Genomic DNA, 26,707 nt, shown 5'->3' with positions numbered 1-26,707 from the left:
GGAATTCATTTGCCTACCATTTGGCAAATGAATTCCGGTTTTTGATTTATTTCATTACGATATCATTGTTTCTAGCGGTTGATTGGAGTGCAAGACGAAGACTCCAGCGGGAAGAGTAGCTGATGTGAGACCCCGCAGGCGTGCCGAGGAGGCTCACGGGCTACCCGCGGAAAGCGAAGTCTTGCACGGAAATCATGAGTGGCATAAAGAATCTATACGGAACTTATTCGTGTCCGATGGTCGTTTTTTGATTTGTCCCAAGTTCTTTTTTTTAGAATCAATCAATCCCAATGCTCGGCATGATCCTCAATGAGAGAGATCATGGAAGCGATGGCCGGGGAGATCCATTTGTCCTTATGATACGCGACGAATGTGGTGATTTGATACGCCGGATCTTCAATGATGTCGCCTTTGAACGCGTGTTGATCAATTTCATTCTTCACGGTGAAATACGGGAGCATGGAGCTTCCGAGGCCGCTCATGACACAGCGCTTTATGGCTTCGATGTTTCCGAATTCCACGCTTCCCTGGATCTCCAGACTTTGCTGATCGATGTACCGGTCGAACAGGCTCTTGTAGGCACATGTTTTTTCTGTATATAGGACGGTCCGTGTCGGATCGGTATCTTGTTCGGTTGGCGGTGATATCAGTACCATCGGCTCGTGCTTGATCGATTCCACGGTCAGCTCCTTCGGGGTCCAATCCTTCGTCTCGAGGATCAGGGCAAGGTCGATGGTGCCGTTCTGAAGCTCCGAGTGGAGATTATGAAAGTCGATGGACGAAATCGACAGGTTCACGTTCGGGTATTTTCTTTTGTATTCGACGAGGATCTGTGGCAACCGGTAGCTCGTGAGGTGATCGAATGCCCCGATTCTGAGGTTGCCGCTCGGCTCATCATGATGGGTGGCCTTTTCCTTTACTTCTGTATAGAGGTCAATGATCTTGGTGGCGTAGGGGAAGAACTCTTTTCCAAAGGTGGTGAGGACCACTTTCTTCCCGAGTCGATCGAATAGGGGCTGATGAAGCTCATCTTCCAGGTCCTTGATGTGATTGGTGACGGAGGACTGGGCATACCCCAGCTCGTCTGCCGCTTTTTTGAATCCGCCTTTTTCGACGATGGTCTTGAATGTGAGCAGATGTCGCAGTTCCATAGTGATTCTCCTTAAGTTCAGTATTACTGAACGTTTCGTTCTGATATATCTATTTTACTAAACGATAGATGTTCAATACAATAAAAAGAGTCAAACACATTCAAGAAAAGGTGGATTCAATCATGAGCAAAGATAAAACAAAACAAGCCGTACTCGACGCATTTTCATTCCGTCATGCCACAAAAGCATTCGATCCGGAGAAAAAAATCTCCGATGCCGATTTTGACTATATCCTTGAGACAGGAAGATTATCACCGAGCTCCGTGGGCTATGAGCCTTGGAAATTCGTTATCCTTCAAAATCCTGAAATCCGCGAGCGACTGCGCGAAGTAAGCTTCGGAGCACAAGGGCAGTTGCCGACTGCAAGTCATATGGTCATCATCCTTGCGCGTAAGAATGCGACGCCAGAATCAGACTATGCGCAGCACCTGTTGAGAAACGTCAAGGAAGTACCCGATCACATGATGGACGAGATGGTGGCGGCGTATAGAAGATTCCAAGACGAGGACATCAACATCTACGAAAGCGAACGGGCATTATTCGAATGGGCCAGCAAGCAGACGTACATCGCCCTCGGCAATATGATGACCTCAGCCGCCATGATCGGCATCGATTCATGTCCGATTGAAGGATTCAACTATGAAAAAGCCACCCTCATCCTCGAGGAAGCAGGTATCCTTGACAGCGAGAACTTCGGTATCTCGGTCATGGCGGCATTCGGGTATCGTGCAGAAGAACCTCATCGTGGGAAGTCCAGACAGGCCATGGAAGACGTCGTGGAATGGGTGAACTGAGTAAGTAGAAAATAAAGTAGTGAAAACGTCATATCCTATGGGGATGGCGCCTATTGTTAACATTCAGCTATAGTAATAGACGAACATAAGCTTCAAGTTATCTTGAGGCTTTTTCTTTTTGAAAAAATAGTTGAAACGTTCCATCTATCAGGATTGTCTAACGTATAGAAAAGGTGGTGAAGCCCATGGTGGATTTGGTGAAGAAAGCAAAGAAGGGGAATGCGAAGGCATTCCAGGAATTGATCCAGCTCGAGAAGGCCCGGCTCTACCGGATGGCCTATCTCTATGTGAAGAATGAAAATGATGCACTGGATGTGGTCCAGGAAGCGGTTTATAAAGCGTACGTATCGATTGATAAACTGAAGCAACCCCATTACTTTTCCACGTGGATTACGAGGATATTGATTCATGCGGCTCTGGATTTCATCCGGAAGCACGAAAAGATGACGCTTAAGGATGATCTCGATGATGTGGCGAAGGAGCAGGACCTCGGGATCGAGGACCGGATGGATCTGGTAAGGGCGATCGAGCGGCTGGATGTTCCATACAAGACGGTGATCATCCTCCGGTACTACAAGGATTTGACGGTGAAGCAGATCGCCGAACTCCTCGAATGTCCTGAAGGCACGGTCAAAGTCCGCTTACATAGGGCGATTTCCTATTTGAAAACAGAGATGAAAAAGGGGTGCGTGTGATGAAAGAGCCGTGGACAAATGAGATGAAGGAACAGATCGATGACATTCATATCCCTGAGGAACGGTTGAACCGGTCCATCGAAGTTGCCATCCATAGAGGGAAGAAGGAGCGGAGAAAGTTTCCGGTCAATCGCTTCTTGCTCACAGCGAGTGCCGCCGTTGTCTTGTTCGGCCTGTTTGTTGGGTCGGCATTCGTATCGCCGGCCATGGCGAGCATGGTAGCAAAGATTCCGTATCTGGGTAAGATCGTCGTACCGGAAAATGGTGAGGATGTTGTTCAGGAGATTGCAGATGAACTTGAAGAGAAGTATACCATCATGGGAATGGGAGTTTCGTATCCTGAGAAGGTCATCCGGATCTCGATCGGTGGTGACAATTCCTACTATACCAAGGTGAAATCCGAAGTAGAGCGAGATGTGAAGGATATCTTAAAGAAAAGACATCATGATGCGTATGGAGTAGAGGTGAACCGAGGTAGAGAAGAAGTTATGGAACCGACCGAGGAAGAAAAAAGAAATTCCCAGGAGTTCATGACCATCTATGACGAATTGGCAAAGGAAGCAGATAAACGGGGCATCGGCTTGCTCCAGACGAGCGTGGATTATGGTTCGAGAGAGCTGCAATTTGAAATCCCTAGTAATGAAGACACGGAAGAAGAAATCAAGGAAATACTCGATGGAACCGTAAGCTCACACGGAATGGATGAAATCAACGTGTCCTTCAAGAAAATTAACATGGATAAACGGGATCAAGATAAACGCTGGCGGGAAATCCTCACCCTCCTGCAAGACGATCTTCTTGGGAAACAGGAGTACAACGTCAGAATGGTGGGCTACTCTGTCCATCCGGAGCCGGAAATCCAGGCATTCTTGAGCATATCGAAAAAGGATGTCGATGCGAAGGCATTTGCAGAGGAACTTGAGAAAGCCATCGATGAAGTATTGCAGTCGGACAAACTGAGCTCTAAGGTGAAGGATGATGACTACCATATTAACATCTACAGCAAAGAGGATAAGATTCTTAATTGATAAGAAAGGGCGCCAATGGCGTCTTTTTTCTTATATTGTCAGGAAGATAAATACAAATAATGGTATAGTTAGGTGAAGACTACATACAGGAGGCACGCCTATGAGCCAATCCATTGAAACGCTGAAATAACAATAATTGGCTTTACTAGTGACCAATGTATTATTGAGAAAGTTACATGATTTAAAAAAGTTGTTTGTAATAATGCTGTGCTGGATGGTGCCTCTGCTAAAAGTTACTCCAACGCGGAAGAGTGTTAAGTAATCATGCATGACGATATTCGAATAAGAGGGTGCTTATCCTGTCGTTTGTAAAGCGATTTGAATTTAATTTGTGGATTGTTTTTTCTATATTAATACTGATAGTTCTCTTATTTATTTCAGGACATATCTCGTCTGAGAATTCAACATCAGAAGAATCAACGATGAAAGACTACTTAAAAGAGAAATATAAGGAAGAGTTTGAAATAGGAGAAATTCAAACATTCAATCTAGGTTTTGCAGCAGGTGAATTAATACAAGCTAGAGCAAATCCGATTTCCAATAATGAGATGGTTTTTATAGTTTCTAGAGATAGTAACAATACAAATTATGAAGATTCTTATTCAAAATTATTAGAAGAGAAATTTGTGAGAAATTTATTTTCAGAAAATTTAAGTGAGCTGAGTGTAAATACAAAATATTATATTACGACTGCATATAATGGGGATCTTGGGGGAGACGGGGGGAAGGAAATTGAAATAAACAAACTAAATCCTTCTTTTGTAATCTCAATCCCTGTTGAGCGTGGCTATGATAAAAGTGATTATACCAAAAAAATACTGAATTTGATTTATAGCATAGAAAAAGAGGAAGTCGGCTACTACAGAGTTAGAATTGAATTTGTCGACAATAAGAATGCAGGCATTATCGAGGAGTATATTAACTTATCTCAAAAAAAATTAACACAGAACGAGTTAAAAGAGAGGAATTTTTCTGAAGTTAAAAGGCAATATGAAAGAAGTATTATTGACCGTTTTACTTATGACAGTAAAGATGTAGATTTTAAAAATAGCCTACATTTCATTCGAAGTTTGTTAGACAAAACATATAAAGAAAGATAAATGTGATAACGGTCATAGTATCTTAGTCAGGTGTCGAGACGTTCTTGACAGCCTGAGAACTTCCCCATGAGGAGGTTCTTTTTTGTTTACAGGGTAATGAGTACCCAACGTTTGAAAAACGAGACCATCAAGCCGCAAACCCGATGGAGTAGCCGTCATTCTACATTCCTCAGTAGGCGGTCGATTTGCTTCTGTACAAGGTAATGAGGGCCCCGGCGATCACGGCGACACTGATGAAGGTGATGGGAAGCAGTAGTGGTGACGAGGTGTAGGTGGTACCGAATGTTACTTCTGACGAGAAGGATCCAGCTGCCTCAAAGTCAGGCGTGTAGTTCATCGTCCTGATGATACCGGCCACGTAAGTCCCAAGGAAAAATAGCAGATGGATGCCGATGGAGATGGCAATGGACTGCAAGAAGAGTTTCATGTGAATCCACCTTTCATGTCCTTTTAAACCATAATATACCATTATGAGTGGCTGGTAAAGTGAACACCATGTCTCCTGATTGTTATTCCTTAAGAATTCTTAAGAACTTCCCCCCTGAAACATTAAGGTTCCGTGAATATAATGAAGGTATCAATGAACGGAGGGGGAGGTGCACTATGGATATCATCGAATTGCTCAGTCTTGCGGCAGGCATCATGTTTACGCCCATTTCGGATGAGGTGATTCTTCTATCGAGCCTCGGGATCTGGGCGGCGGACGGGGTGAATCCGTACGGTGTCTGGCTTGCGTCGTGGGGGACGGTCTTCGTGGCCTTCCTGTGGTTTTATGTGGTCGGGATGTTCTTCCGGAGCATTCCCTTATTCAATAAATGGATGTCGACGAAGTGGTTGAATAAGGCAGAGAGGATGCTTTCCCGCTATGGATTCTGGGCGGTGATGGTGTCGTTTTTCGTGCCGGGGATCCGTCATCCGATCCACTATGTGGCGGGCATCATGCGGATGCCACTCAGGAAATATGTGACGGCAACGCTCATCGCCTCATCGATCTACACGGGGATCTGGACCGGACTTGTATACACGTTCGATGAAAAGGTCGGAGTGGAATTCGTGGTGGGGATATTGCTTGATGAGTTACCCCTGGTGTTGACGATCGTCGTGCTCGTTGTCGGCTTCATCGTGCTCAGGTGGAGACGGAAGGTCCATAAAGAAGAACTCATAGAAAAAACGCCTGGATTCTAGATTCCAGGCGTTTTTCATTACGTTTTCGGGAAGGTGAAACCTTCTCCGAATACATCGCGCACGTCGTGGACGACGACGAATGCTTTGTCATCGATCTGTTGGATCATCTTTTTCAGGAGGAAGAGCTCCTGCTTATTGATGACCACATACAGGATATCCTTCGATTCCTTGGAGTAGTGGCCGCGGGCGTTGATGATCGTCGCACCACGGTCCATCTCGGCGCTCACTTTCTCGGCGATGGCGTCGGTGAGGGGCGAGATGATGGTGACAGCCTTCCGCGTATCGAAACCGTCGATCAGATAGTCGAGGATCTTTGTACTGATGTAAATCGAAATCCCGGTGTACATCGTGTTCTCGATCCCGATGACGAACCCGGATCCGATCACCACAAGAATATCGAACACGAACATGCTCGTGCTCACGGCCCAGCCGAACTTCTGGTTGAGCATGCGGGCAACGATCGTGGACCCGCCCGTTGTACCGCCTGAGCGGAGGACAAGGCCGAGACCGATCCCGATGAACACACCGGCAAAGACCGTACCGAGCATGATATCAAGGGAACGTCCCATTCCTTCTGTGAAGTGCAGGAACACCGATGTGAAGAAGATCGCCAGCAGCGTATACCACGTCACGCGTTTATTCAGTACTTTATAGCCGATGGCCAGCAAAATCCCGTTCATGATAAAGTTCGTGTAGCCCGGTGACCAGCCGAATACATAGTAGAGGGTCATGGAGATCCCCGTCACGCCTCCCTCGCCAAGCTCATTCGGAATCGCGAACAGATTCACCCCTAGCGCGAAGAACAGGGATCCGATAATAATCAATGTGATTTCTTTAGCTGTCGAATTCATATGTGATCACTCCGTTCCGTTTGAATACCAGAATACTATAGCACAGAGGATGGGCGGGGGGAAGGTGATTCAGCCGGTTCGGTGGGGTTATTTCAATGGAAGGGATCGTTTTAGTTATGAGGTTTACTTTAACTGGTAGTATATCCAGTTAGGAGGGGATTATCGGCTGGGTAGGCACAAAAAAGACCCCGACGATGGGGCCAATCAAGACGTGGTTCAGTGGGTGACAATCTTTTTTTGACGCTCAATGATCTTGAGGAGCAACAGGATCCACCATACGGAAAGGAACAAGTAGCCACTGGAGGCGTACCAGGCCCAAAGCGCCCCTTGATGCAGTTCGTTCACCAAGTGTTGATATTCATTCAGTTCCGGCGGTGCAACGATGCTATTCAAAATCGAAACGATGGGAACGGTGATGGCCACCCATATGACCAAGAGGGACATCCGTCTTGTTTTTTGTGTGGATACGTTGTAGATGGCAACCCCGATGGTGACGGCCAAAAATAGATAATAGGCGATCCAAAACCAGGGTGGAAGAGTGTTCGCCATGTGACATTCCTCCTTCATGAATTCTTGAAGCTTACTTCATCTTATACGTATAAAACGTGACGGATTCATCCAGGCTTTCTTCCTTCAACACGGCAAAACAGAGAGTATCGTTGAAGTAAATGGGCTTTGATGCCGTGTGGCCAAACCCATCACGCCGTAAGGAAAGGGCAATTCTGGTATCCAGATCGGCAAGATAAACGTTTTCTGTGCGATCTCTGAAGGCGACAGTGTGCGGATTCACGAAAACGGCGGCATCCGACGGTGTCCTTTTTGAAGTTGTCTTGAACCTGTAGGTTTCCTCTTTTCCGCTATCTACAATGGTTAATCCCTCGTCAGATGTATAGGCAAAACGATCATCCGCTCCATCAAAACTCAGGATTTCCTCATCTGTGAGGAGGGTGTGCTCCTCATCGTCTGCCACCCGTTCCAGGGTGAGCCTCCTTTCACCGTCCTTGGAGATGGCTTTATGGAGAAGCAGGCTATTCCCTGTCCTTTTCTGCTCCAGGATATAGTCCCCGTCAGGACTTCCGTTTTCGTTTAATTCAGTTGTTACGAGTGTACTCTTCTTATCGGTATTCGCATCATAGTTGATCACCTGGGATATCACCCGGTCATCCTTCACTTCGTATTGGATCCAGTTCAGGGACTGGTCATGGGTCGTCAGGATAGGGGTGGGGTTTTCATTTGTACTCTCTCCTTCGTGGATCGCCTGGACCTTCCCGGTATCAAGGTCCAATGCGTGGATCGTCCAGCTGACATCGGACGTGCGCCTTGTATCATACTCGGTCCAATATAGCGTTTGATCGATTCCGACGAGAGAATTGATACCTTCCGTTGCTTCATATAGAACGTCGCATGTCTCGCTTGATCGGGAAAAGGCAATGATCTGATCACGCGGCTGCTCGCTGCTTTGGTCATCCACATAGAAGATGGACTGGTCTGTGATATAGGAAGGTGCAATCATTCCTTTTGGACAAGAAGAATCGGTGAGTTCATAGGAGTCAGGTGTGAGATGGTCGATGGGATCTTTTGAAATGGAAATTAGGTGCTCGCTCGTGGTGGTTGGATTCTCGTTCGTTGAAACAGGAGTGGCCTCATTGGACATGGACGTGTCTGGTGCATGGCGGGTTTCCCCGAGGGATTCTTTTTTTATCTCCTCTTTGTGACTGCATCCGACAAGCAGGAAGAGCGCACTGGCTATCATCAGTATGTATTTCATTCTTTCCCCTTTCCGTTTCATGATGCTTCTGTTAATACAATTGTTTCTATAAGTGTAAGTAATTGGGTTGTTTTGGTCAATATGTGTTGAGTGGTTTTTCAGAGGAAATGAGCGATCCGTCTGGATAGATGAACGGATCGCCCGGGGAGAGGCGATCCATTCAAATCAGGATCAGGATTTGCCCTGGTAAAACGCGATGACCGCCTGTGCTGCCGCCAGTACTTTTTCCTTCAGATGAGGGGATTCAACCCTGATTTGATCGGAGAAGCCAAGGATGAATTCAATGGCTTCCTGTTCATCATCGAACTGCAGGGTGGCGGGAATCCACCCGTTGTCTGAGGACTGTTCCTTTTTCAATACTTTTACGAATTTACCGGTGAAGGTGATCCTTCCGGCGATACGGGGGTGAAGCCATACTTCCACATCATAGGCGGGGAGGTTCTTCACAAAGGACGCCTTGGATTGTTCCCAGTAATCCGGAAGGTGAAAATGGGGAGGGCGTTCGAACGTCTCCTCTTCCATGCTCGCTTGCACGATCCGGGATACCCGGTAATTGCGGATGTCCCCGTCCCGGGTTGCCACCAGATACCATGTGCCCCCCTTTGCGACAAGGCCCAATGGGTTCACAATCCGCTCCTTCATGTCCCCTTCTGTGCGCCCGTAGCGGATGAACAATTTTTTATTTTCCCACAGTGCCTGCTTCACGACGGCGAGGGCGTGGGCTTTTTCACTGGAAGGCCTCCAGGTGCCTGAATCGATATGGATCTTCTCCCACATGGCCTGCGCCTCTTCACGATATGTGTCGGGAATCGCTCCGAACAGTTTCTGTCGCGTATCAAGGGACAGTTGAAGGCCGAGGTCTTCAAGGAGTTCTTTGGATGGGGATAGGAAGAGCGAGGTCATGTCAGCGCTGGTCAATCCGCTCAGGCGGCTGCGGAAGTGATCCATCAGGCGCCATCCCCCATCTTTTCCCCTTTCTGACACAATTGGGATCCCCGCATGCGTCAGGGCGTCCATGTCCCGGAGAATCGTCCGCTCCGACACCTCCAGCTCATCCGCCAGTTCCTTCGCTGTCATCTTGCCCCGGTTCTGTAATAGGATCATGATGTTCATCAATCGATCCGCTCTCATACCATCCGCCCCTTTGGTTAAACTAGTCAGTATTAATATGACAAAGGATGTCATGTTTTAATCGTATACTCAATGTATCGATTATGAAAAGGAGGAAGATGAGATGCATCAGGATCGTAAGGTGGTTGTCTTCATTGCATGTAGCCTTGACGGGTATATTGCGACGAAGGATGAGTCATTGGAGTGGTTGTTTCAGGTGGAGGGCGAAGGGGACAATGGGTTCTCAGCATTTTACGACACCGTTGATACAGTAGTGATGGGAAAGAAGACGTATGATTGGGTCATGAATCAGGAGATGGGAGCATTCCCGTATGAAGGGAAGGAATGTGTGGTGCTTTCCCGTTCAGAGTGGGAAGATACGGAACATGTGAGCTACCGGAATGGTGATGTCCGGTCGTTTGTAGACGAACAAAAAGGGCGAAACGGCAAGAATATCTGGGTCGTTGGTGGAGGGGAACTGCTGCACGCGTTCATCCAGGAAGGGTTGGTGGATGAGTTCATCATCACCGTCGCGCCGGTCATCATCGGGAATGGGATTCCTTTATTTAGGCAAGGTGATCATGGACTGAATCTTAAACTGAAGGGAACGCAGTCGTTCAATCAGTTTGTGGAATTGCATTACGAAGTGAAGAGGTAGAGGGTGTTGAGGCAGCTCACGGGGTGGGCTGTCTTTTTGGTGAGTGAAATTTTTGCAGGGTCCTCTATGTTCAATGGGACTTGTAATTATATACTTAGGAGAGCGTGTGTGGGATGAGGCATTTTGTTGTTAGCTAGTAAGCTGGTGTGTTCGCAAATAAAGTATGCTAATCATATGAATTCAGGGAATCTCGCAAACACAAAAATCAGTGAAAAGCCCATTCGCAAATACATTTCTGATTATCGCAAATAGAATCAAAGATTCCGCAAATATTTTTTGAGGAATCGCAAGTATTTCATGCAGGGAACGGATCAGGGACGTTGGTCCAGGGTGAAAATGGTCAAAAGCGGGTGCGAATGGTGTCGAATGGTGTCACCGACCGAATATAGACGGAAACTTCAGCAAGAGATCGCTGATATTCCTGCCCTGCTTGAAAAGAAACAAGATCTTTCGCTAGTATCCCAAAAAAGTAGCAAATAACGGGTTCGGGATTCACGAGCAAATGGACATGATCCTGAAGAGTTCAGCCCAGACATCGTACCATGTGGAAGCGTGCACCTGCTAAAACAACTAAAAGCTACCTGAGAATCAACAATCAATTTTTTTAAATAAATCCTGTAACGAATCTACCCCAACCAGGTCATACAACAGAAGGGAGGCAGCCGGGTGACAGAATTTGAGAAGATCTATGATCAGCACTTCCGGGAAGTGTATGCATTCATCCTGTCCATGAGCCGCAATGAAAAGCTGGCCGAAGAAATCACGCAGGAGACATTTTTCAAGGCGCTGAAGGCGATCGATGGCTTCAAGGGGCAGTGCAAGATGAATGTGTGGCTGTGCCAGATCGCGAAGAATACATACTTTACTCATCTATCAAAGCAGAAGCGATTGGTGCCGGAAGAAGCGGCCGAGTCCAGTGGGGACGCGGTCATGGAGCGGCTCATGGAGAATCGGGAAGAGGCGATGCGGGTCCATAAGGTGCTGCACTCCCTTCAAGACCCGTACAAGGAAGTGTTCACCCTGCGGATCTTCGGGGAGCTTTCCTTCCGGGACATCAGCGGATTGTTCGGTAAGACGGAGAGCTGGGCCAGGGTGACGTATCACCGGGCACGGCAAAAAATTCAGGATCGTTTGAAGGAGGAAGACAGATGAGGGACGTACCATGCCGGGTCATCGAAGACCTGCTGCCCCTGTATCATGATGAAGTGTGCAGTGAGGAAAGCCGGACCCTTGTCGAAGGGCATCTTAGTCAATGCGAAGCATGCAGGGATGAGCTTCAGCGGATGCATGCCGGGCTGTCGATGGAGGAGAAGGTGACGGTTGATCGGAATAGCGATGACCGTGTGATGAAGGGGATTGCGTCCTCGTGGAAGAAGGGGAGGAAGCGGTCGTTTTGGAAGGGGATGCTTGTCACAGCGCTGCTTGCTTGTTGTCTGGTCCTTGCGTATGCAGGACTTTTCCAATGGGATGTGGTCAGTGTCGGGACGGAGGACGCCGAGATCAGTAAGGTAAGCCAAGCGGACGGGAAGATCTTCTTTCATCTGAATGTGGATGATGGCTATAGGATTTCGAGATTGAAGTACGATTTAAGGAATGATGGAACCTTTTATGTGACGGCAAAACGCAAGGTGATCAAGGAGAAATCGACTCTACCGTATGCATTTGAAAATGACGATGAGTTTGTTGATGTAGCCGAGCAGGAAGAGCTTCAGGGTCAGAAGATAGAAGCCATCTACTTCGGAACCCCCGATGATCGCAAGCTGATATGGAAAGATGGCATGGACCTGCCACAAACGGAACAGAGTGTGTTGGAACGATTTGGTATGGAATAGTACTTTAAAGAATAAGGGTGTTCATTCTATAACATCAAATGAAAGACCTCCCATGATGAGAGGTCTTCTTTTTGTTTGGACGAATGCTACGTCACTTCCCAGCGCGCATTGCTTCCGTCTCTTCCTTACTAGGTCCATACACGCCTGGTACCTGCAGTCCTGCTTGGCGCATGAGGACAGTCAACTGGCCGCGGTGGTGGGCCTGATGCTGGATGAGGAGGCGGAGGACGCCTTGGAACGGCATGTCCATGCCGAAGAGGCTGATTGGTTCGTTCAGCTTCTCGTCGGATACCTGTTCCGACACGGCATCGGCGAGGCGGGTACTGACGAGCTTATACGTCTCGGCAATCTCGCTGGCGGATGCCGGCGCAGCCTTTTGGAGGTCTGGCGCCTCGAAGGTGACACCTACTTGGGCAAGGAAATAATACGCTGCGCCCGTTACGTGCCAGGCTACACTTCCGATGGTGTAAAGATCGGGTCCTGCCTCCTGCTTCAGTGACGCATCGGTGAGTGCATCGAACACCTTCTGAGTGGTAGCGGCTTCCTGTTTCCATTCGCGTAGAAAATCATTGGTTGATGTGAACATGGTAAATCCCTCCTTTTGGATGTCAGACAGTTTCATTGTAGCATGAAGGAGGGAGGTTGTTCGTTAGTAAAATGGAAGGGTTCTCATTTCGAGGGTATACTTTTATGGCTGCTGAAATCCAAACAGCGCCACAAACACGAGAAACAACGACAGGGATAGCCTGGCTGCATTCATCACGACCAAGCTGATTTTCAATTTGCCTTTCAGTCCCATCAGCGCAAAAACGAGTCCAGCCAGTGCCAGTGTGAACGGCAAGAAGAGGCTCACTTCCAGGACCGCTACATACAGCGGAAATCCCCACTTCGTCAATCCGGCGAGGATCGGAAAGATGGCCATGATGGAAAAAGCTCCTGAAAGAATGGAATAGGTTTTCTTCATGTGATCCCCCTCCTTAAGGAGTACGGTAGTTTCTGACGGCAGACGTGATGACGGCAATGACAAGGATGATCGCGCTGTTCACGAGCAGGAAGTACGCTACTTGAAGTCCATAAAAGACGGCAAAGGCATCGCGGATGACGAGGAGTGAGATCACGCCTCCGATCCCGCCGAGGACGGGTGCCATGAGCAGGACGGTAAGGGCACCGGAGTAGAGGCTTTTCTTTTTGCGGAAAGAAAGAAACCCCAGCACATTGGCCGCGACAATCAGGAGTCCCATAAGGATGTAGAACAATAAATCCATTCTCTCATTCCTCCTTTATACAGAAAGTATATGTACCGGCAAGCCAGCTGATCATGAATAATCGGGAGCACGAAAGACGAGGGAAAACACGATCTCTGACACTAGCATGAAGATGACGGTCATTCCGAGTCCGGCCGGTAGGGTAAGTTCCACAATGTACAAGTGGACGCCGAGCAATATGAGAATGAATAGGAAGCTGCATCGATATGCAGCGTCGCTTACTCGATAATGCGCAGCCTTTTTTCCTTGGGATCCCCTTGATTGAAAAATGAAGGAGAAGATGATGAGCAGGAGAGCGTAAAAATAGGATTCGGTGATAATCAGATAAAAAGCGGCAAGCAGGATACAGGAGCGGATGAGTGGAGCTTTATAAGACATGAAAATCTTCCTTTTCTAGATAGTCACTCTTACTTTACCAAAAAAAGGGTGGTGTGTGAATGCGTCAGACCCAAACAGCAAGAATGAGGATGAAATGCCCTGCGGAGGATTGGTAAAATAGAAGCAACGAGAATGAAAGAAAGCGGTGAAGCAGGATGGAGACGGCGGTGAATCTGTCATTTGAAGAGATGTGGGAGAAGATCATGGCGTGCGACCGGACATATGACGGATTGTTCTTTACGGCAGTGAAGACGACGAAGATTTACTGCCGGCCATCGTGCCGATCGAGGAAGCCGAAGAAGGTAAACGTGGAGTTCTACCAGGAGCGCGCGGAGGCGGAGCAGGCGGGGTATCGAGCCTGCAAGAGGTGTAAACCGGAAGAGGAGCATTCGCCGAATATCGGTGTCGTCCGGGAGACCATTGCCTTCCTGGTCAACCACCACAAGCAGCCGTTGAAGCTACAGGATATCGCTGACGGGGTGGGGCTGAGCAGCTATCACCTGGAGCGGGTCTTCAAGGAAGAAACCTCTCATACGCCGCGGACGTATCTGGAGAAGGTCCGGATCGATAAGGCGGCGAACCTGCTGCGTGAGACCGGTTTGACGAATCTTCAGATCTGTTATGAAGTGGGGTTCCAAAGTCCGTCAAACTTTTATAAAGTGTTCAGTCGCATGAAGGGATGCTCACCGAGTGAGTATCGGAGGGGGCAGTTGGATGAAGTGGAGTAATCGTGGATCGTCGATTGAACTCAATCTGCCGCATCCTTTCAGCTTTGAGGAGTGCTTGAGGTTTTTGGCCAGATCGGACCAGGAAGTACTTCACGAGGTAGGAGAGGGAGAGGTGGTCAAGCTTCTGAAGGTTGAGGGAGAGTTGGTTCTCTGTAGGGTCACTTCCACCGGTGAAGCCTTGAATGTCGCGTTTCTGAACACGTCCCCTTCCCAACGTGCACGAGAGCTTGTGGCCGATTATATGGTGGAATGGTTTGATCTTGAACAGGACCTTTCCGGGTTCATGGAGATGGCTGCACGGGATCCTGTCCTGAAGCCTTTCGCTGAGCGCTATGAAGGCATGCGCATCCTTTGTATACCCGACCTTTTCGAGGCGCTTGTATGGGCGATCCTTGGTCAGCAGATCAACCTGACGTTCGCTTATACGCTGAAAAAACGCTTTGTCGAGCGGTACGGGGAGAGTGTGACATTCAACGGGAGCACGCATTGGCTGTTTCCTTCCTGCGAACGCGTGGCCACCCTCTCCATCGATGAACTGCGTGAGCTTCAGTTCACGAGGAGGAAGGCAGAGTACGTCCTCGATCTCGCAAAAGCCATGGAGAGAGGGGAACTCTCCAAAGAAGCGCTACTCCAATTGGATGCATCGGCCATCCGGGAGAATCTGCTTGCGATACGCGGTGTCGGGGCGTGGACGGCCGAATATGTAAGGATGAAATGTTTCCATGATCGCAGCGCGTTTCCCGTCGCCGATGTGGGCCTTCACCTGGCCCTGAAGGAAGCCCTCGGCCTGGAACGAAAGCCGACAATCGAGGAAATCGAAGAACTCGCAATCAATTGGAAAGGGTGGGAAGCCTATGCTACGTTTTATCTCTGGCGATCATTGTACGGAGAAGGAGTATAAACTGGATATGGACACGCCCCTTGGGATCTTGGAAATCATCGGGACCAACGAGGCCGTGTCGTCAATTTTATTTGTGGAAAGGGAAGAGGGGGTGTATATGCGTGGGGACGATACGCCTGACGTGCTGATTGATTGCCATGATCAGCTCGTCGAGTATTTCAACGGCAGCCGCCGGACGTTCTCGTTTCCCGTCCGCGTGAAGGGGACCGATTTCCAGAAGCGTGTCTGGAAGGGACTGCTCGACCTGGCGTACGGAGAAACGGGTTCATATAAGGAGCTCGCCCTCTCGATCGGCAATGAAAAGGCAATCCGTGCCGTCGGTAGTGCCAACGGGAAGAACAAGCTCAGCATCGTCATTCCGTGCCACCGCATCATCGGGTCAAACGGGACGATGACCGGATATGCGGGAGGCGTGTGGAGGAAAGAGTGGCTGCTGCGGCATGAGGGAAAACATGAAAACAGCTGAAAACCGTTCAGGTCTTCAGCTGTTTGGACGATGTACGAGGCTCATGGTACAAGGTTCGATAGGTGGTGCTTAACAGCATAAACACACTGATGCAAAGAAGGATGGTCTGCCAGGCATCAATACGATCCTGATCAACCTGATTCGCGATGACCATCATGGCCAGGATGATGATGGAATAGACAAGATACACGCCTTTCTTTATTCCTTTCCTCTGCAGCAGGATCACGACTTCCGATACGGCAAAAAGGCATGCCATCATCCGTGTGTAGAAAAAGGGATCGTAATAGAAGAGACTGATGGCAAAACCAAGTGCGGCAACCGCGTTGAGGATGATGGTCCAACCGGTGTCTGTCATGAGCTTCGCACTCCTTTCTTGTGGTGTGTCCCCATCTTATCATAGATCGGTACCTTATTTTAGGAGATTTTTTATTTCCACCAGTGAAACAAACTAATAAATGTTCTATGTGCAACCGACTCCATACATAACGAAACAGAACTCCCTGTGTGAAGGAAGTTCTGTTTTCTTATATCACCGTTTTCTTCCGATTCATCACCACATTCACCACAAGCCAAACGCCTTGAATGATGGCCGGGAAAAGGAACGCAGCTGCGAGGATCAGAAACGCCACCAGCTTCGCTTCCGGAGACTGCACAATCCCCGACCCGTCCACATCCCGCAGCCAGATGAATGCCGAGATCACACCGAACAGGATCACCCAGAACAGGTTGGTCAGCCACCAGAAAGTCCACATTTTCTTCATGTTCTCACTCCATTTCAACACTTGATTCTATCCCTTATTCTACCGTGTAAGACGTTCCTTTTTGATGGACCACGGCTTTATTTTTACGTAAGGCTTAAGACGTAGGGAGGGGGATGAGTGTATGGACAAAGACGGATACTAAAGGAGCCTTCCATTTCAATTATATGTACAAGGATCTAGTCAGAAATTATACTGAAATAAGGAATCCTGATAGTTCCATGGACGTTCGTTTGTCAATAGTCCTCACGAATGATTGTTTTTCCTGAAAACACAATTGTTTTCACATAGGAAACATATTATAATGAAAAACAATTAAGCTTCACGTTCTACGACATCAGAGCGAATAATCGTAAAAGAGGGGAACAGCATGGCTAACAAAGAGTTGCATCGAGGCCTGGAAGCACGTCACATTCAGATGATTGCTTTGGGCGGTACGATTGGCGTCGGATTATTTATGGGATCGGCAAGCACGATCCAGTGGACGGGCCCGTCTGTCCTGCTGGCGTATGCGATTGCCGGGATTTTCATCTTCTTCATCATGCGTGCCATGGGGGAAATGCTGTACGTCGAGCCGAGCACCGGTTCGTTCGCGACCTTCGGGCATAAATATATCCATCCACTTGCCGGGTACATGACGGCGTGGAGCAACTGGTTCCAGTGGGTGATCGTCGGGATGGCTGAGATCGTCGCAGTGGGGGCATACATGCAGTACTGGTTCCCGGACCTGCCGGCGTGGATACCGGGGATCATCGCCATGGCCATCCTGGGCGCAGCGAATCTGATTTCCGTGAAATCCTTCGGGGAATTCGAATTTTGGTTTGCACTCATTAAAATCATTACCATCGTCCTGATGATCTTCGCCGGGATCGGACTGATCTTCTTCGGACTCGGAAACGGGGGAGACGCCATCGGGCTCTCGAACCTGTGGGCAAACGGCGGCTTCTTCGCCGGCGGATGGTCGGGCTTCTTCTTCGCCCTCTCCCTAGTGGTGGCGGCCTACCAAGGGGTGGAATTGATCGGGATCACGGCCGGAGAGGCACGCGATCCGAAGAACACCCTCACGAAAGCGATCCAGAGCATCATCTGGCGGATCCTGATTTTCTATATCGGGGCGATCTTTGTCATCGTCACCGTGTATCCGTGGAATGAACTGAATTCCATCGGAAGCCCGTTCGTCGCGACATTCGCCAAAGTCGGAATCACGGCAGCGGCCGGTGTCATCAACTTCGTCGTCATCACCGCGGCCATGTCCGGCTGCAACAGCGGGATCTACAGCGCAGGGCGCATGCTCTACACACTCGGGGTGAATGGACAAGCACCGAAATCCTTCACGAAGCTGTCCCGTAACGGTGTGCCGCTCCTCGGGACGATCGGCGTCATGATCGGACTCGGGATCGGCGTCATCCTGAGCTACATCGCACCGGAGAACCTGTTCGTCTACGTATACAGCTCAAGCGTCCTCCCGGGAATGGTCCCGTGGTTCGTCATCCTCATCAGCCAGATCCGCTTCCGGAAGATGAAGGGAGCAGAACTCGACGATCACCCGTTCAAAATGCCGTTTGCACCGGTCACGAACTATCTGACCCTTGCCTTCCTGGTCGCCGTCCTCGTCGGTATGTGGTTCAATGACGATACGCGCATGTCGCTCATCGTGGGGATCGTATTCCTCGTGCTGGTGACCATCAGTTACTTTGCGTTCGGGGTCGGGAAGAAGGTTCCGTTGGAGGAGCAAGGGGAATAAAAAAACAAAACAGCGCTTTCCGTAAAGGAAGGCGCTGTTTTTCTATTGGTGATGGAGTCCGCGTGTTACTTCTTCATCCCCGCAGCTGCCAACGGGCCGGTGAGGGTCATGGAGGAAATGATCCGGGCCATTTCATGCGGGGACTCCTCGCCACCGGAATCCAGCCATTCTTTGATCACGCCTAAGTGGGCGGAGGCAATATAGGAAATGACATACGCCTTTGGGATGGCGAGGTCCTCCTCTATGAAAATGGCTTCGGTGTGCCGACTGAAGAGGGCGTTGGTCATCACGTCTTTTATTTTGGTTTGAAGAGAGGAATCACTGTTCGGACTGAGCAGTATGTTCATGAGTCCTTTGTTTTGTTGAATATAGTCAAAGAAGGGGACGAGGAAAGCAAACGGGATGGTATGACGTTCATTGAGGTCCGAAATGATCTGTGGGATGTTCTTCGCAATCTTGTTCTTCATTTCCTTCAACAGTTCTTCCTCACACTTGGTCATCAAGTCATATTTATCCTGATAATGACTGTAGAATGTCCCCCGGTTGATGTTTGCTTTGGTTGTAATATCTTTGACGGTGAGCGCTTCAAAGCCTTTCTCTTCAATCAGCTCGATCAGTGCCTGTTTTATAGACGTTTTTGTGCGGATCACGCGCAGATCCAAATGTGCATCGCTCATCTGACGGTTCCTCCCTAACATTTTTTCCGACACATCCTTGGAATGTGTGGGTTAATCTATACTTCACTCATAAATGATGATTGAGCAGGGTAAAATCTGTACGTATACTAAGATTACATCGTAATGAACAACGTGTTGTTTAATATTTTACCCTAACATGAACCATACGAAAGAAAAAATGTTGAGCAATGAGTGAGGGGGATAAGAATGGAGATTACCGTTTCGAATGTGAGTAAATCCTTTGATGATAAGAACGTGATCAATGACATCAGCTTCACCATCCCGGCAGGAACGATCTGTTGTTTACTAGGCCCATCCGGTTCAGGGAAAACCACCTTGATCCGTCTGATGATCGGTGCCATCGGGGCAGATCAGGGTAGCATCCGATTCGGAGATGTCCCCATGCCCGATATGAACATGTTGAAGAAGATCGGGTTCATGCCACAGAATGATGCGTTGTATGATGATTTGTCTGCTGAGGCCAACTTGACCTTTTTCGGGGGTCTGTATCATTTGGGTAAGAAAGCGTTGGAAGAGCGCATTGATGAAGTGCTTGCCATCGTAGATCTGACAGAGCACCGGAGGAAATTGGTGAAGAATTTTTCGGGAGGGATGAAAAAGCGCCTATCCCTTGCGGCTTCGATTTTGCATTCTCCGGATCTGTTGTTCCTGGATGAACCGACCGTCGGGATCGATCCGGTCCTGCGCAGGACGATTTGGGAGCAATTCCAGCGGATCAAGCATGCCGGGACCACCATCATCGTATCCACCCATGTGATGGATGAAGTCACCGAGTGTGACAGGGCAGCACTGATCTACAACGGGTCGTTGATTGAGTATGATGCGGTGCCGACGCTACTCGATAAAACGGAGAACGGCCGGGTGGATGAGCTATTCTTCATGGCATCGGGGTCCGTGGAAGGCGGTGCTGAAACATGATCCATCTCGCCAAGCGTGTCATCCGGCAAACCATCAATGACAAACGAAGCATCATGATGATCCTGGTTGCGCCCTTATTGATTTTGACCCTGGTCTATTTCCTGCTGGGGGATTCCGGGTATGTGCCCACCGTCGGAGTGAATACATCGACTGTACCGGATCCGGTTGTCACCGCGTTGAAAGGAGAGGATGTAAAGGTCACCGACGTCAGCATCGATGACACCCAGGCTGCGAAAGACTACTTGAACGATCATGAGGATGTGGATGCAATCTTCCTGCTCTCTGAGCAATCGGGCAATGAGCTGATCATGCATGAGCCCGATTCCAAAGCGGCGAAGGCTGCCAGCGGGATCCAAGCCGCCATGGGCTCCTTGAATCCAAAGGCAGAACTGGATGTGACCTATGTATTCGGGGACGCAGACCAATCAACGTTTGATTCCCTTGGCTATGTGTTCCTCGCCATCTTCTCCTTTTTCATGGTGTTCATCATTTCCGGGATGGCCCTTGTAAGAGAAAGCAGCGGGGGTACCTTGGAACGGTTGATGATGACCCCGATCAAACGTGGGGAAGTGATTCTCGGATATACGGCCGGTTATGGTGTCTTTGCCGTCATTCAAGCGGTCCTGATTGTCATCTACTCCGTCTATGTCCTTCAATTGCAGTCGGTGGGGAATATCGGCTGGGTGCTGGTGGCCATGGTGCTGTTGGCTGTGACGGCTGTGTCCTTCGGGGCCATGATTTCGATCTTCGCCCGGTCCGAGCTACAGGTCGTGCAATTGATCCCATTCACCATCATCCCTCAGGTGTTTTTCTCAGGATTGATTCCCTTGGACCTGATCCCTTATCATCTCGGCTATTTGTCTTACATCATGCCGATCTATTACGGGGCTGCAGCAATCAAAGCGGTCATGGTATATGGAGAGGGGTTCACGGGAATATGGGGGTATCTCCTTGGATTGATCGTGTACGCATTTATTCTGTATCTATTGAATACTCAAGCGTTGAAGAGGTTCAGAAAGCTTTGAGCCTGACATGTGTGTGAATAGGCATAGTCAGGAACACCTTTTCCCATTTGGGAAGAGGTGTTATTTTATTTAAAAGAACCTCCACCTCTACTTAAGTAGAGACTGTGGGTTTGTTCGCTGGTGCCACCCTGCATAACCGTGCATGAAAAGTCGGATGGAGGCATGCTGACCCTGATAATGTATAGGAAGAGGAGGTCATGAAGATGGATTCGCTAAAACAAATGAACCAGGCACTGACGTATATCGAGGAGAACCTGGCCCAGGAAATCGATTATAAGGAAGTGGCCAAGCGGGCGTTATGCTCAGAGTATCACTTCAAGCGGATGTTCTCGTTCCTGGCAGGCGTAACATTGTCAGAGTACATTCGTCGGAGGCGCTTGACTCTTGCTGCGTTTGAACTGAAGGAGGACCGGGTGAAGGTGATCGATGTGGCGATGAAATATGGGTACCATTCACCTGATTCATTTGCCAGGGCCTTTCAGCAACTTCATGGAATCACGCCTTCAGAAGCCAGGAAGAGTGGGCTTTCACTCAAAGCGTACCCACCGATGACCTTCCAACTAGCCATTAAGGGAGGAAATGAAATGAACTATCGAATAGAAGAAAAAGGGGCATTTCGCATCGTTGGCCTGAAGGAACGCGTCCCCATCCAGTTCCACGGCGTGAACCCGGAGATTGCAGCCATGTGGGAGCGTTTGACGGAAGACATGATCAAGGAATTGAAGGACCTGTCCGATGTGGAGCCAACGGGGCTGATCAGTGCATCCGCCCGCTTTTCCGAGGAACGGATGGAGGAAAAGGGAGAGCTTGATCATATGATCGGGGTGGCCACATCGAAGGAATGCCCAGCCCGGTTCGCGGATCTTGAGGTACCGGCTTTGACATGGGCCGTTTTCGAATCCGTCGGTCCCTTTCCTGAAACACTTCAAGACGTGTGGGGACGGATTTACTCCGAATGGTTCCCATCATCCGGGTACGAACTGATGGAAGGACCGGAACTTTTGTGGAATGAAAGCAAGGATCTGTCTTCACCGACGTATAGAAGCGAGATTTGGATCCCGATTAGGAAAAAATAATGGAGGAAGGGAGGCCCGTCACGGGTCTCCCTTCTTGCTTATCTCGAAATATGTAAAATCTCATACACGGTCCGGTGCTCAGACACCTCAACATCCGGTTTCTCTTCATAAAAACGAAAATGGCTGTAGCCCCACTTATCCGGATTATAGACCACTACATTTCCCAAGCATTCTTCGGATCCTTCCACGTTGACGGCCTCAAGAAGGTAGTGGTCCGCTAATGAAGCAGTCTCGGCAATACGTCCAGCGTATTCTACAACGTACTGACTTTTGGGAAAGTTCGGATCTAGGTCAAGGATCAACGGGACACCGATCTGAATATGCTGCCAGCCGAAGGAGTCCAAGATATTGTCATAATACCCATCGAATAGGAAGGTGTTCATTCCTTCATGGTTGTTCCATATATAGAAAGGTGTGTAAGAGTTATAGAGTTGACCGTTCTTCCCTGCCTCGGTGATTAAATAGGCTTTGAAGTCGAGTCCGTTGAAACCATCCGTCTTCATCCCGTTCTCTTGGACCCTGTTTCTGATGATCCCCATATCATAATCCTTCGGCAGGATGACTTTGTATTGCATGCCAATCATGTTCATCACTCTCTTTCAATGGTATAGATTCATGATAATCCTGAAGAGATTAGGTGTAAAATAGGTATAGATGATGCCGATCATCATGAAATCTGATAGCAGGAAAAGAGCTGAACGATATGGAAATCAATGACCTTGTCATATTCAAGACAGTCGTAACAGAAGGATCAATCAGTAAGGCCGCGAACGTCTTGGGGTATGTGCAGCCTCATCTTACAGAACGGATCAAGCGGCTGGAACAAGAACTGGACACACCGCTACTCCACCGATCGAATAAAGGCGTCACCACCCTTCCATCAGGAGATGTACTCGTCGACTATGCCAACAGGATCTTGAACCTGGTGGACGAAGCGAAACATGAAATCAAAAGGACCCAGGCCCTTCCTTACCGTATAGCCACATCGCCATCAATTCTGTCCAGCTATGTCAGCAAACGGATAAGCGGGACGTTCATGAAGTACGAATTGACGATCGAGAACAGCAGCCAGCTGTACTCTCTATTAAGGAATCAAAGGTTGGACATGGTCATCACGTATGGAACGTATGCCGATTCAGATTTCCAACAAGTGGGGAGCCATACGATTTCAATGGGATTACAGAAAGCGAAGGGAAAGACGATCGTGGATTACGCGAAGGAATACTTCTTTGTCAGTCAGGACCAACAGTGTCCCTTCAGGAAGCGTACGATCGACTTTATGGAAAAGAATCATATCCCCAAGGAGCAGCTGCATCCGTTGGATTCTTTCTCACTGATCCAGGAATTTATCTCAGAGGGAAAAGGAATCGCCTTTTTGCCCATAAAGGATGATCAATTAGATAGAGTGGAAGATGTAGAGGCAGAGAACCTGTCTGTTCACTTCTACACGATGCGTGAATCAGGGAGGGAGATCCCTGCTGACCTGTTGCCTTAAGGGGTTCCCACTTCATCGTTTCGAGATTAAACACGATATAATAGGTGATAACAGATTGATAGACATATAAAAGGAGACGATCACATGCCTTATTGTAAAGTCCGCAAAGCAGACATCTATTATGAAGAAATAGGAGAAGGTACCCCCATCCTCATGATCCACGGCTATTCACCCGATCATCGTTTAATGAAAGGGTGCATGGAGCCTGTATTCAACGAACGGCATGGGTGGAGGCGGATCTATATAGACCTTCCAGGAATGGGCTTGACGAAGAATTATGACGGGATAAATTGTTCCGATGATATGTTGGAAGCGGTCCATGAGTTCATTCAGACGGTCATTCCTGATCAGAAGTACGCTATAGCGGGCGAGTCATACGGTGGTTATTTGACCAACGGCCTGATCCATAAGGATGAACATAACATCCTTGGTGCAGCATTCATCTGTCCTGTGATCAAGCCCCATCATCAGGATCGGACCGTGCCTGAGCACGAGGTTTTGAAGATTGATGAGAATTTCATCAGCACACTGAGCCAGACTGAACTTGAAGACTTCAGGAGCAACAATGTGGTGCTGAATAAGTCGACGTGGGAGAGGTACAACAGCGAGGTCATAAGTGGAATTAGAGTGGCGGATCATGATTTTTTGGATAAGGTCCAGGAGAATTATGGTTTTTCATTTGAAATTGGTCAATCGGTCTTTGCCAAGCCAAGTTTGTTCCTACTGGGGAAACAAGACGCGACGGTGGGGTACCAAGATGCCCTTGAATTAGAAGAGAAATTTCCACGTGGTACATTTGTCGTAGTGGACCAGGCGGGGCATAACCTGCAGATTGAGCAGCCGGGGATCTTTAATGCTTTAGTGGAGGAATGGTTGGATCGGATTGGAGAAAACATCTGATATGAGGTGAGAAAACAGAACTTCTGGATATGAAGTTCTGTTTTTATTTAGAGGTACCTAGTGTGTATAACAATGAAGTTTGAACTGTGTACACAAAGAAAAGGGCTTTCTTAGTATGTTATAAAATTTAATGTATCACGCTTCACATGTATAAGGCAGGTTTAATGAATTTTGGAGGAGAATCCTTTAATATTCAATGGATCATCTCGACTCTGGGTATATATAAATTCACACAGAGTACTTAACTTTAAAATAGGGAGGCACTCCTCATTTGTTAAACGAAAAAAAGAAGAAATTTCAAGTTTAGTTAGCAAATAGTTCGAAACAAACAGCGATATTGAATCAATAGAGTGTACCCAAATGATTAAAAACTATTTACATGAAAATGTAGGATGCTAACCTCTCATAAGGGTTCTTTCAATTTTATGAAAAAGCCCCCAACATTTGTTGAGAGGCTCTTATGGGAATTATTATCGTTTTACTGCATGGATATAATTAATGGTTTCAAACGCAGTAAGGTAATCTGAACGATTTGAAAAAAAACGATCATTGATCATTGAAGGTGTTAAGTGCTCATATATAAGCAAATTTGATTTTTCTAACATAATTTCTATATCATCTGTAGTGAAACAAGATTGCATTTTTTCGCCACCTACTGCAGCCATCTTGATCATATTTTCTACACGGTTAGATGTACCTTTGCTTTTGAACAGCCCTTCATCCCCGTAATCAAATACGATCGAACTTCCAGAAGGGACTTTAGAAAATAAATGAGAAAGTAAATTTGAGATCTCTCTCTTACTCAAATAATATGAAACACCTAAAAGGCTAAAAAATGTTTTTTTGCTGTAGTCAAATCCCGCAAGAATGAAATCTTGATCCGTCAATCTTTTTGAGAAGTCCATCGGTATAAAATGAAGATTATTAGGAATTATCATGTTTTTGTCAGCGAGTCGTTTTTTCTTAAAACTTTGTGAAGCTGGATGATCAACTTCAAATATTTCTAATGTATTGTCTAATTCGGGATGCCTGAATGAAAAAGTATCTAATCCTGCCCCTAAAATAACGTATTGATTTGTTCCTAACTTGATTTCATTAAGTAACACTTTTTCACAAAAAGCAGCTCTGGCTAATGGAGTTGGAGAAAGTTGTATTTGTGAAATCCATTTTAGTATTTTGTCTGGTTGTTCTTGAAATTCTTGTCCGATTTTTGAATTAAAGAATGATATTCCCTGAATCATATTTTTACTAATCATGTCGAATTCATCGTCAGATATAAGGTCCCTGGCTAAAAAATCATTGAAAATTTTCGGTGAATCGTAAAGACTATGATAGGCTCTAGAAAAGGCAGAAACTAAGGATGTTATACTGTTTTCGTTTTGATTCATTAAGTTATTCCTCCATATAAATAAGACTCCCCTGGCCAGGAGAGTCTTATTATATACAGAATAAATTAATTTGTAAATTATAGCATAAAATAAAAATTTTGTAAAATAAATGTTATCGGTGAATGCCTTTTTTATAGTCTGAAATCCTTTAAGCTATCTGCAATCTCAACCTCACGGATCCCGATGTACCTCTTCGTAATCATGGGGGAAGCGTGGCCGAAGATCTCCATAAGTGTATAGACGTCCTTGGTCCGTTTGTAATAGTGATACCCAAAAGTTTTCCGCATCGTATGGGTGCCGATGTCGCGACGACCAATCCATTCCCCAGCTGCAACCAAGATCCGGTAAGCCTGGGTGGTGCTGATATGACTGTCTGTTTTCTTGCTGGGGAACAGGAAACCATCCGGCTGCTTCCCTATACAGTATTCAACAATGTCCCCTTGGATCGCGATCAAATGGAGTCGCCGTTTCTTTTTCGTCTTCTTTTCAAGTAGATCGGCATAAGGCTTCCCATAAATGTCACCGACCTTCAATTTGACCAGGTCACTGATCCGAAGACCAGTATTGATCCCGAGCGTGAACAAAAATTTGTTCCGGTCGCCACCCAGCTCAAAAAGGGCCGCACGGAATTGAGTAATTTCATCCGGCGATCGGAGAGGTTCTACATTATAATATCCCATCAAAAACAGCTCATTATATAGTACGATTACATGCGTGTATAAAGGTAATTATACATTAAAATAGTGAGGAATAGTGAAACGTTGATATAACGGGATTTCTAATGTTGATAAACAT

At 47.6% G+C, this 26,707-nt stretch carries 33 protein-coding genes; 17 read left to right on the top strand and 16 right to left on the bottom strand.

Going from position 1 to position 26,707, the window contains the following annotated elements; genetic code table 11:
* Positions 1–281: 281 nt before the first annotated feature.
* Positions 282–1,151, bottom strand: coding sequence for a LysR family transcriptional regulator (locus tag AF331_RS13235; RefSeq protein WP_053428569.1), 870 nt, complete (start codon positions 1,149–1,151; stop codon positions 282–284).
* Between the two features lie 122 nt (positions 1,152–1,273).
* On the opposite strand from AF331_RS13235, the gene AF331_RS13230 reads away from it, so the two are divergent.
* From AF331_RS13230 to AF331_RS13215, 4 genes are all read left to right on the top strand, one after another.
* Positions 1,274–1,945: an NAD(P)H-dependent oxidoreductase gene (locus AF331_RS13230; RefSeq protein WP_053428568.1), complete on the top strand. Its 672-nt coding sequence runs from the start codon at positions 1,274–1,276 to the stop codon at positions 1,943–1,945.
* 185 nt (positions 1,946–2,130) lie between these two features.
* Positions 2,131–2,640, top strand: coding sequence for a sigma-70 family RNA polymerase sigma factor (locus AF331_RS13225; protein ID WP_053428567.1), 510 nt, complete (start codon positions 2,131–2,133; stop codon positions 2,638–2,640).
* The gene (locus tag AF331_RS13220) at positions 2,640–3,668 is read left to right on the top strand and encodes a DUF4030 domain-containing protein (protein WP_053428566.1); all 1,029 of its coding nucleotides are present in this window, start codon (positions 2,640–2,642) and stop codon (positions 3,666–3,668) included. Before AF331_RS13225 ends, AF331_RS13220 begins: the two co-directional genes overlap by 1 nt.
* A gap of 422 nt (positions 3,669–4,090) precedes the next feature.
* Positions 4,091–4,768 (top strand): hypothetical protein, encoded by a 678-nt coding sequence (locus tag AF331_RS13215; RefSeq protein WP_053428565.1) that lies wholly within the window; start codon positions 4,091–4,093, stop codon positions 4,766–4,768.
* A 169-nt stretch (positions 4,769–4,937) separates the two neighbouring features.
* On the opposite strand, the gene AF331_RS13210 is transcribed toward AF331_RS13215, so the two are convergent.
* Entirely contained in the window at positions 4,938–5,195 is a 258-nt protein-coding gene (locus tag AF331_RS13210; RefSeq protein WP_048015325.1) for a hypothetical protein, read from the bottom strand.
* Positions 5,196–5,371: 176 nt separating this feature from the next.
* On the opposite strand from AF331_RS13210, the gene AF331_RS13205 reads away from it, so the two are divergent.
* A complete protein-coding gene (locus tag AF331_RS13205; RefSeq protein ID WP_053428564.1) occupies positions 5,372–5,953 on the top strand; it encodes a DedA family protein in 582 nt (193 codons plus the stop codon).
* Positions 5,954–5,970: 17 nt separating this feature from the next.
* Here AF331_RS13205 and AF331_RS13200 read toward each other — a convergent pair whose 3' ends face one another.
* The 4 genes from AF331_RS13200 to AF331_RS13185 form a co-directional block, all read right to left on the bottom strand.
* A complete protein-coding gene (locus AF331_RS13200) occupies positions 5,971–6,804 on the bottom strand; it encodes a YitT family protein (RefSeq protein ID WP_048015327.1) in 834 nt (277 codons plus the stop codon).
* A gap of 216 nt (positions 6,805–7,020) precedes the next feature.
* Positions 7,021–7,353, bottom strand: coding sequence for a hypothetical protein (locus AF331_RS13195; protein WP_053428563.1), 333 nt, complete (start codon positions 7,351–7,353; stop codon positions 7,021–7,023).
* 31 nt (positions 7,354–7,384) lie between these two features.
* A complete protein-coding gene (locus tag AF331_RS13190; protein WP_160316541.1) occupies positions 7,385–8,557 on the bottom strand; it encodes a hypothetical protein in 1,173 nt (390 codons plus the stop codon).
* Between the two features lie 186 nt (positions 8,558–8,743).
* On the bottom strand, positions 8,744–9,685 hold the full coding sequence (locus AF331_RS13185; protein ID WP_235576384.1) for a helix-turn-helix transcriptional regulator: 942 nt from the start codon (positions 9,683–9,685) through the stop codon (positions 8,744–8,746).
* Positions 9,686–9,806: 121 nt separating this feature from the next.
* Here AF331_RS13185 and AF331_RS13180 point away from each other — a divergent pair, with 121 nt between their 5' ends.
* The 3 genes from AF331_RS13180 (at position 9,807) to AF331_RS13170 (ending at position 12,172) form a co-directional block, all read left to right on the top strand.
* Positions 9,807–10,340 (top strand): dihydrofolate reductase family protein, encoded by a 534-nt coding sequence (locus tag AF331_RS13180; protein WP_053428560.1) that lies wholly within the window; start codon positions 9,807–9,809, stop codon positions 10,338–10,340.
* A gap of 666 nt (positions 10,341–11,006) precedes the next feature.
* A complete protein-coding gene (locus AF331_RS13175) occupies positions 11,007–11,492 on the top strand; it encodes an RNA polymerase sigma factor (RefSeq protein WP_053428559.1) in 486 nt (161 codons plus the stop codon).
* Complete coding sequence (locus AF331_RS13170) at positions 11,489–12,172, top strand: zf-HC2 domain-containing protein (RefSeq protein WP_053428558.1); 684 nt, start codon at positions 11,489–11,491, stop codon at positions 12,170–12,172. Before AF331_RS13175 ends, AF331_RS13170 begins: the two co-directional genes overlap by 4 nt.
* 91 nt (positions 12,173–12,263) lie before the next feature.
* On the opposite strand, the gene AF331_RS13165 is transcribed toward AF331_RS13170, so the two are convergent.
* The 4 genes from AF331_RS13165 to AF331_RS13150 form a co-directional block, all read right to left on the bottom strand.
* Positions 12,264–12,758 (bottom strand): DinB family protein, encoded by a 495-nt coding sequence (locus tag AF331_RS13165; RefSeq protein ID WP_048015334.1) that lies wholly within the window; start codon positions 12,756–12,758, stop codon positions 12,264–12,266.
* Positions 12,759–12,860: 102 nt separating this feature from the next.
* On the bottom strand, positions 12,861–13,136 hold the full coding sequence (locus AF331_RS13160) for a hypothetical protein (protein WP_053428557.1): 276 nt from the start codon (positions 13,134–13,136) through the stop codon (positions 12,861–12,863).
* Between the two features lie 13 nt (positions 13,137–13,149).
* On the bottom strand, positions 13,150–13,437 hold the full coding sequence (locus AF331_RS13155) for a hypothetical protein (RefSeq protein WP_053428556.1): 288 nt from the start codon (positions 13,435–13,437) through the stop codon (positions 13,150–13,152).
* 51 nt (positions 13,438–13,488) lie between these two features.
* Positions 13,489–13,815 (bottom strand): hypothetical protein, encoded by a 327-nt coding sequence (locus AF331_RS13150; RefSeq protein ID WP_053428555.1) that lies wholly within the window; start codon positions 13,813–13,815, stop codon positions 13,489–13,491.
* A gap of 155 nt (positions 13,816–13,970) precedes the next feature.
* Here AF331_RS13150 and AF331_RS13145 point away from each other — a divergent pair, with 155 nt between their 5' ends.
* From AF331_RS13145 to AF331_RS13135, 3 genes are read left to right on the top strand one after another with little or no spacing between them, the layout of a single operon-like run.
* Positions 13,971–14,543, top strand: coding sequence for a bifunctional transcriptional activator/DNA repair enzyme AdaA (locus AF331_RS13145; RefSeq protein ID WP_053428554.1), 573 nt, complete (start codon positions 13,971–13,973; stop codon positions 14,541–14,543).
* Positions 14,530–15,444, top strand: a complete 915-nt coding sequence (locus AF331_RS13140) for a DNA-3-methyladenine glycosylase family protein (RefSeq protein WP_053428553.1) — start codon at positions 14,530–14,532, stop codon at positions 15,442–15,444. Before AF331_RS13145 ends, AF331_RS13140 begins: the two co-directional genes overlap by 14 nt.
* A complete protein-coding gene (locus tag AF331_RS13135; protein ID WP_053428552.1) occupies positions 15,398–15,910 on the top strand; it encodes a methylated-DNA--[protein]-cysteine S-methyltransferase in 513 nt (170 codons plus the stop codon). The genes AF331_RS13140 and AF331_RS13135 overlap by 47 nt, the downstream gene beginning before the upstream one ends.
* Before the next feature lie 7 nt (positions 15,911–15,917).
* Here the strand turns inward: AF331_RS13135 and AF331_RS13130 are convergent, their stop codons facing one another.
* Positions 15,918–16,265 carry a hypothetical protein gene (locus AF331_RS13130; protein WP_053428551.1) on the bottom strand — a complete coding sequence of 116 codons (348 nt, stop codon included), beginning with the start codon at positions 16,263–16,265 and terminating at the stop codon, positions 15,918–15,920.
* Between the two features lie 169 nt (positions 16,266–16,434).
* Complete coding sequence (locus tag AF331_RS13125; protein WP_053428550.1) at positions 16,435–16,671, bottom strand: DUF3923 family protein; 237 nt, start codon at positions 16,669–16,671, stop codon at positions 16,435–16,437.
* 367 nt (positions 16,672–17,038) lie between these two features.
* Here AF331_RS13125 and AF331_RS13120 point away from each other — a divergent pair, with 367 nt between their 5' ends.
* Positions 17,039–18,412, top strand: a complete 1,374-nt coding sequence (locus tag AF331_RS13120; protein WP_053428549.1) for an amino acid permease — start codon at positions 17,039–17,041, stop codon at positions 18,410–18,412.
* Positions 18,413–18,477: 65 nt separating this feature from the next.
* Here the strand turns inward: AF331_RS13120 and AF331_RS13115 are convergent, their stop codons facing one another.
* Positions 18,478–19,089: a TetR/AcrR family transcriptional regulator gene (locus AF331_RS13115; protein WP_053428548.1), complete on the bottom strand. Its 612-nt coding sequence runs from the start codon at positions 19,087–19,089 to the stop codon at positions 18,478–18,480.
* 207 nt (positions 19,090–19,296) lie between these two features.
* On the opposite strand from AF331_RS13115, the gene AF331_RS13110 reads away from it, so the two are divergent.
* From AF331_RS13110 to AF331_RS13100, 3 genes are all read left to right on the top strand, one after another.
* The gene (locus AF331_RS13110) at positions 19,297–20,028 is read left to right on the top strand and encodes an ABC transporter ATP-binding protein (RefSeq protein ID WP_053428547.1); all 732 of its coding nucleotides are present in this window, start codon (positions 19,297–19,299) and stop codon (positions 20,026–20,028) included.
* On the top strand, positions 20,025–21,053 hold the full coding sequence (locus AF331_RS13105; protein ID WP_053428546.1) for an ABC transporter permease: 1,029 nt from the start codon (positions 20,025–20,027) through the stop codon (positions 21,051–21,053). The genes AF331_RS13110 and AF331_RS13105 overlap by 4 nt, the downstream gene beginning before the upstream one ends.
* A gap of 203 nt (positions 21,054–21,256) precedes the next feature.
* The gene (locus tag AF331_RS13100; protein ID WP_053428545.1) at positions 21,257–22,129 is read left to right on the top strand and encodes an AraC family transcriptional regulator; all 873 of its coding nucleotides are present in this window, start codon (positions 21,257–21,259) and stop codon (positions 22,127–22,129) included.
* A 38-nt stretch (positions 22,130–22,167) separates the two neighbouring features.
* Here the strand turns inward: AF331_RS13100 and AF331_RS13095 are convergent, their stop codons facing one another.
* Positions 22,168–22,713, bottom strand: a complete 546-nt coding sequence (locus AF331_RS13095; RefSeq protein ID WP_053428544.1) for a DUF4865 family protein — start codon at positions 22,711–22,713, stop codon at positions 22,168–22,170.
* Positions 22,714–22,832: 119 nt separating this feature from the next.
* Between AF331_RS13095 and AF331_RS13090 the strand changes: the two genes are divergently transcribed.
* Together AF331_RS13090 and AF331_RS13085 are read left to right on the top strand one after the other, a co-directional pair.
* Entirely contained in the window at positions 22,833–23,624 is a 792-nt protein-coding gene (locus AF331_RS13090; protein WP_053428543.1) for a LysR family transcriptional regulator, read from the top strand.
* Positions 23,625–23,708: 84 nt separating this feature from the next.
* Positions 23,709–24,524: an alpha/beta fold hydrolase gene (locus tag AF331_RS13085; RefSeq protein ID WP_053428542.1), complete on the top strand. Its 816-nt coding sequence runs from the start codon at positions 23,709–23,711 to the stop codon at positions 24,522–24,524.
* 470 nt (positions 24,525–24,994) lie between these two features.
* Here the strand turns inward: AF331_RS13085 and AF331_RS13080 are convergent, their stop codons facing one another.
* Entirely contained in the window at positions 24,995–25,912 is a 918-nt protein-coding gene (locus AF331_RS13080) for a class I SAM-dependent methyltransferase (RefSeq protein ID WP_053428541.1), read from the bottom strand.
* 131 nt (positions 25,913–26,043) lie between these two features.
* Positions 26,044–26,592, bottom strand: coding sequence for a tyrosine-type recombinase/integrase (locus tag AF331_RS13075; RefSeq protein ID WP_053428540.1), 549 nt, complete (start codon positions 26,590–26,592; stop codon positions 26,044–26,046).
* Positions 26,593–26,707: the final 115 nt, after the last annotated feature.

Origin of the sequence: Rossellomorea marisflavi (assembly GCF_001274775.1) — a bacterium.
In the GTDB taxonomy this organism is placed as follows: Bacteria; Bacillota; Bacilli; order Bacillales; family Bacillaceae_B; genus Rossellomorea; species Rossellomorea marisflavi.
Note: the sequence above shows the minus strand (reverse complement) of the source record. Positions and strands in the feature narration are given on the sequence as shown.

Bases quoted from the DNA above. Each gene is read 5' to 3' on its own strand.
- AF331_RS13235 (WP_053428569.1), bottom strand. From the start codon at position 1,151: ATGGAACTGCGACATCTGCTCACATTCAAGACCATCGTCGAAAAAGGC.
- AF331_RS13230 (WP_053428568.1), top strand. From the start codon at position 1,274: ATGAGCAAAGATAAAACAAAACAAGCCGTACTCGACGCATTTTCATTC.
- AF331_RS13225 (WP_053428567.1), top strand. From the start codon at position 2,131: ATGGTGGATTTGGTGAAGAAAGCAAAGAAGGGGAATGCGAAGGCATTC.
- AF331_RS13220 (WP_053428566.1), top strand. From the start codon at position 2,640: ATGAAAGAGCCGTGGACAAATGAGATGAAGGAACAGATCGATGACATT.
- AF331_RS13215 (WP_053428565.1), top strand. From the start codon at position 4,091: ATGAAAGACTACTTAAAAGAGAAATATAAGGAAGAGTTTGAAATAGGA.
- AF331_RS13210 (WP_048015325.1), bottom strand. From the start codon at position 5,195: ATGAAACTCTTCTTGCAGTCCATTGCCATCTCCATCGGCATCCATCTG.
- AF331_RS13205 (WP_053428564.1), top strand. From the start codon at position 5,372: ATGGATATCATCGAATTGCTCAGTCTTGCGGCAGGCATCATGTTTACG.
- AF331_RS13200 (WP_048015327.1), bottom strand. From the start codon at position 6,804: ATGAATTCGACAGCTAAAGAAATCACATTGATTATTATCGGATCCCTG.
- AF331_RS13195 (WP_053428563.1), bottom strand. From the start codon at position 7,353: ATGGCGAACACTCTTCCACCCTGGTTTTGGATCGCCTATTATCTATTT.
- AF331_RS13190 (WP_160316541.1), bottom strand. From the start codon at position 8,557: ATGATAGCCAGTGCGCTCTTCCTGCTTGTCGGATGCAGTCACAAAGAG.
- AF331_RS13185 (WP_235576384.1), bottom strand. From the start codon at position 9,685: ATGAACATCATGATCCTATTACAGAACCGGGGCAAGATGACAGCGAAG.
- AF331_RS13180 (WP_053428560.1), top strand. From the start codon at position 9,807: ATGCATCAGGATCGTAAGGTGGTTGTCTTCATTGCATGTAGCCTTGAC.
- AF331_RS13170 (WP_053428558.1), top strand. From the start codon at position 11,489: ATGAGGGACGTACCATGCCGGGTCATCGAAGACCTGCTGCCCCTGTAT.
- AF331_RS13165 (WP_048015334.1), bottom strand. From the start codon at position 12,758: ATGTTCACATCAACCAATGATTTTCTACGCGAATGGAAACAGGAAGCC.
- AF331_RS13160 (WP_053428557.1), bottom strand. From the start codon at position 13,136: ATGAAGAAAACCTATTCCATTCTTTCAGGAGCTTTTTCCATCATGGCC.
- AF331_RS13155 (WP_053428556.1), bottom strand. From the start codon at position 13,437: ATGGATTTATTGTTCTACATCCTTATGGGACTCCTGATTGTCGCGGCC.
- AF331_RS13150 (WP_053428555.1), bottom strand. From the start codon at position 13,815: ATGTCTTATAAAGCTCCACTCATCCGCTCCTGTATCCTGCTTGCCGCT.
- AF331_RS13145 (WP_053428554.1), top strand. From the start codon at position 13,971: ATGGAGACGGCGGTGAATCTGTCATTTGAAGAGATGTGGGAGAAGATC.
- AF331_RS13140 (WP_053428553.1), top strand. From the start codon at position 14,530: ATGAAGTGGAGTAATCGTGGATCGTCGATTGAACTCAATCTGCCGCAT.
- AF331_RS13135 (WP_053428552.1), top strand. From the start codon at position 15,398: ATGCTACGTTTTATCTCTGGCGATCATTGTACGGAGAAGGAGTATAAA.
- AF331_RS13130 (WP_053428551.1), bottom strand. From the start codon at position 16,265: ATGACAGACACCGGTTGGACCATCATCCTCAACGCGGTTGCCGCACTT.
- AF331_RS13125 (WP_053428550.1), bottom strand. From the start codon at position 16,671: ATGAAGAAAATGTGGACTTTCTGGTGGCTGACCAACCTGTTCTGGGTG.
- AF331_RS13120 (WP_053428549.1), top strand. From the start codon at position 17,039: ATGGCTAACAAAGAGTTGCATCGAGGCCTGGAAGCACGTCACATTCAG.
- AF331_RS13115 (WP_053428548.1), bottom strand. From the start codon at position 19,089: ATGAGCGATGCACATTTGGATCTGCGCGTGATCCGCACAAAAACGTCT.
- AF331_RS13110 (WP_053428547.1), top strand. From the start codon at position 19,297: ATGGAGATTACCGTTTCGAATGTGAGTAAATCCTTTGATGATAAGAAC.
- AF331_RS13105 (WP_053428546.1), top strand. From the start codon at position 20,025: ATGATCCATCTCGCCAAGCGTGTCATCCGGCAAACCATCAATGACAAA.
- AF331_RS13100 (WP_053428545.1), top strand. From the start codon at position 21,257: ATGGATTCGCTAAAACAAATGAACCAGGCACTGACGTATATCGAGGAG.
- AF331_RS13095 (WP_053428544.1), bottom strand. From the start codon at position 22,713: ATGATTGGCATGCAATACAAAGTCATCCTGCCGAAGGATTATGATATG.
- AF331_RS13090 (WP_053428543.1), top strand. From the start codon at position 22,833: ATGGAAATCAATGACCTTGTCATATTCAAGACAGTCGTAACAGAAGGA.
- AF331_RS13085 (WP_053428542.1), top strand. From the start codon at position 23,709: ATGCCTTATTGTAAAGTCCGCAAAGCAGACATCTATTATGAAGAAATA.
- AF331_RS13080 (WP_053428541.1), bottom strand. From the start codon at position 25,912: ATGAATCAAAACGAAAACAGTATAACATCCTTAGTTTCTGCCTTTTCT.
- AF331_RS13075 (WP_053428540.1), bottom strand. From the start codon at position 26,592: ATGGGATATTATAATGTAGAACCTCTCCGATCGCCGGATGAAATTACT.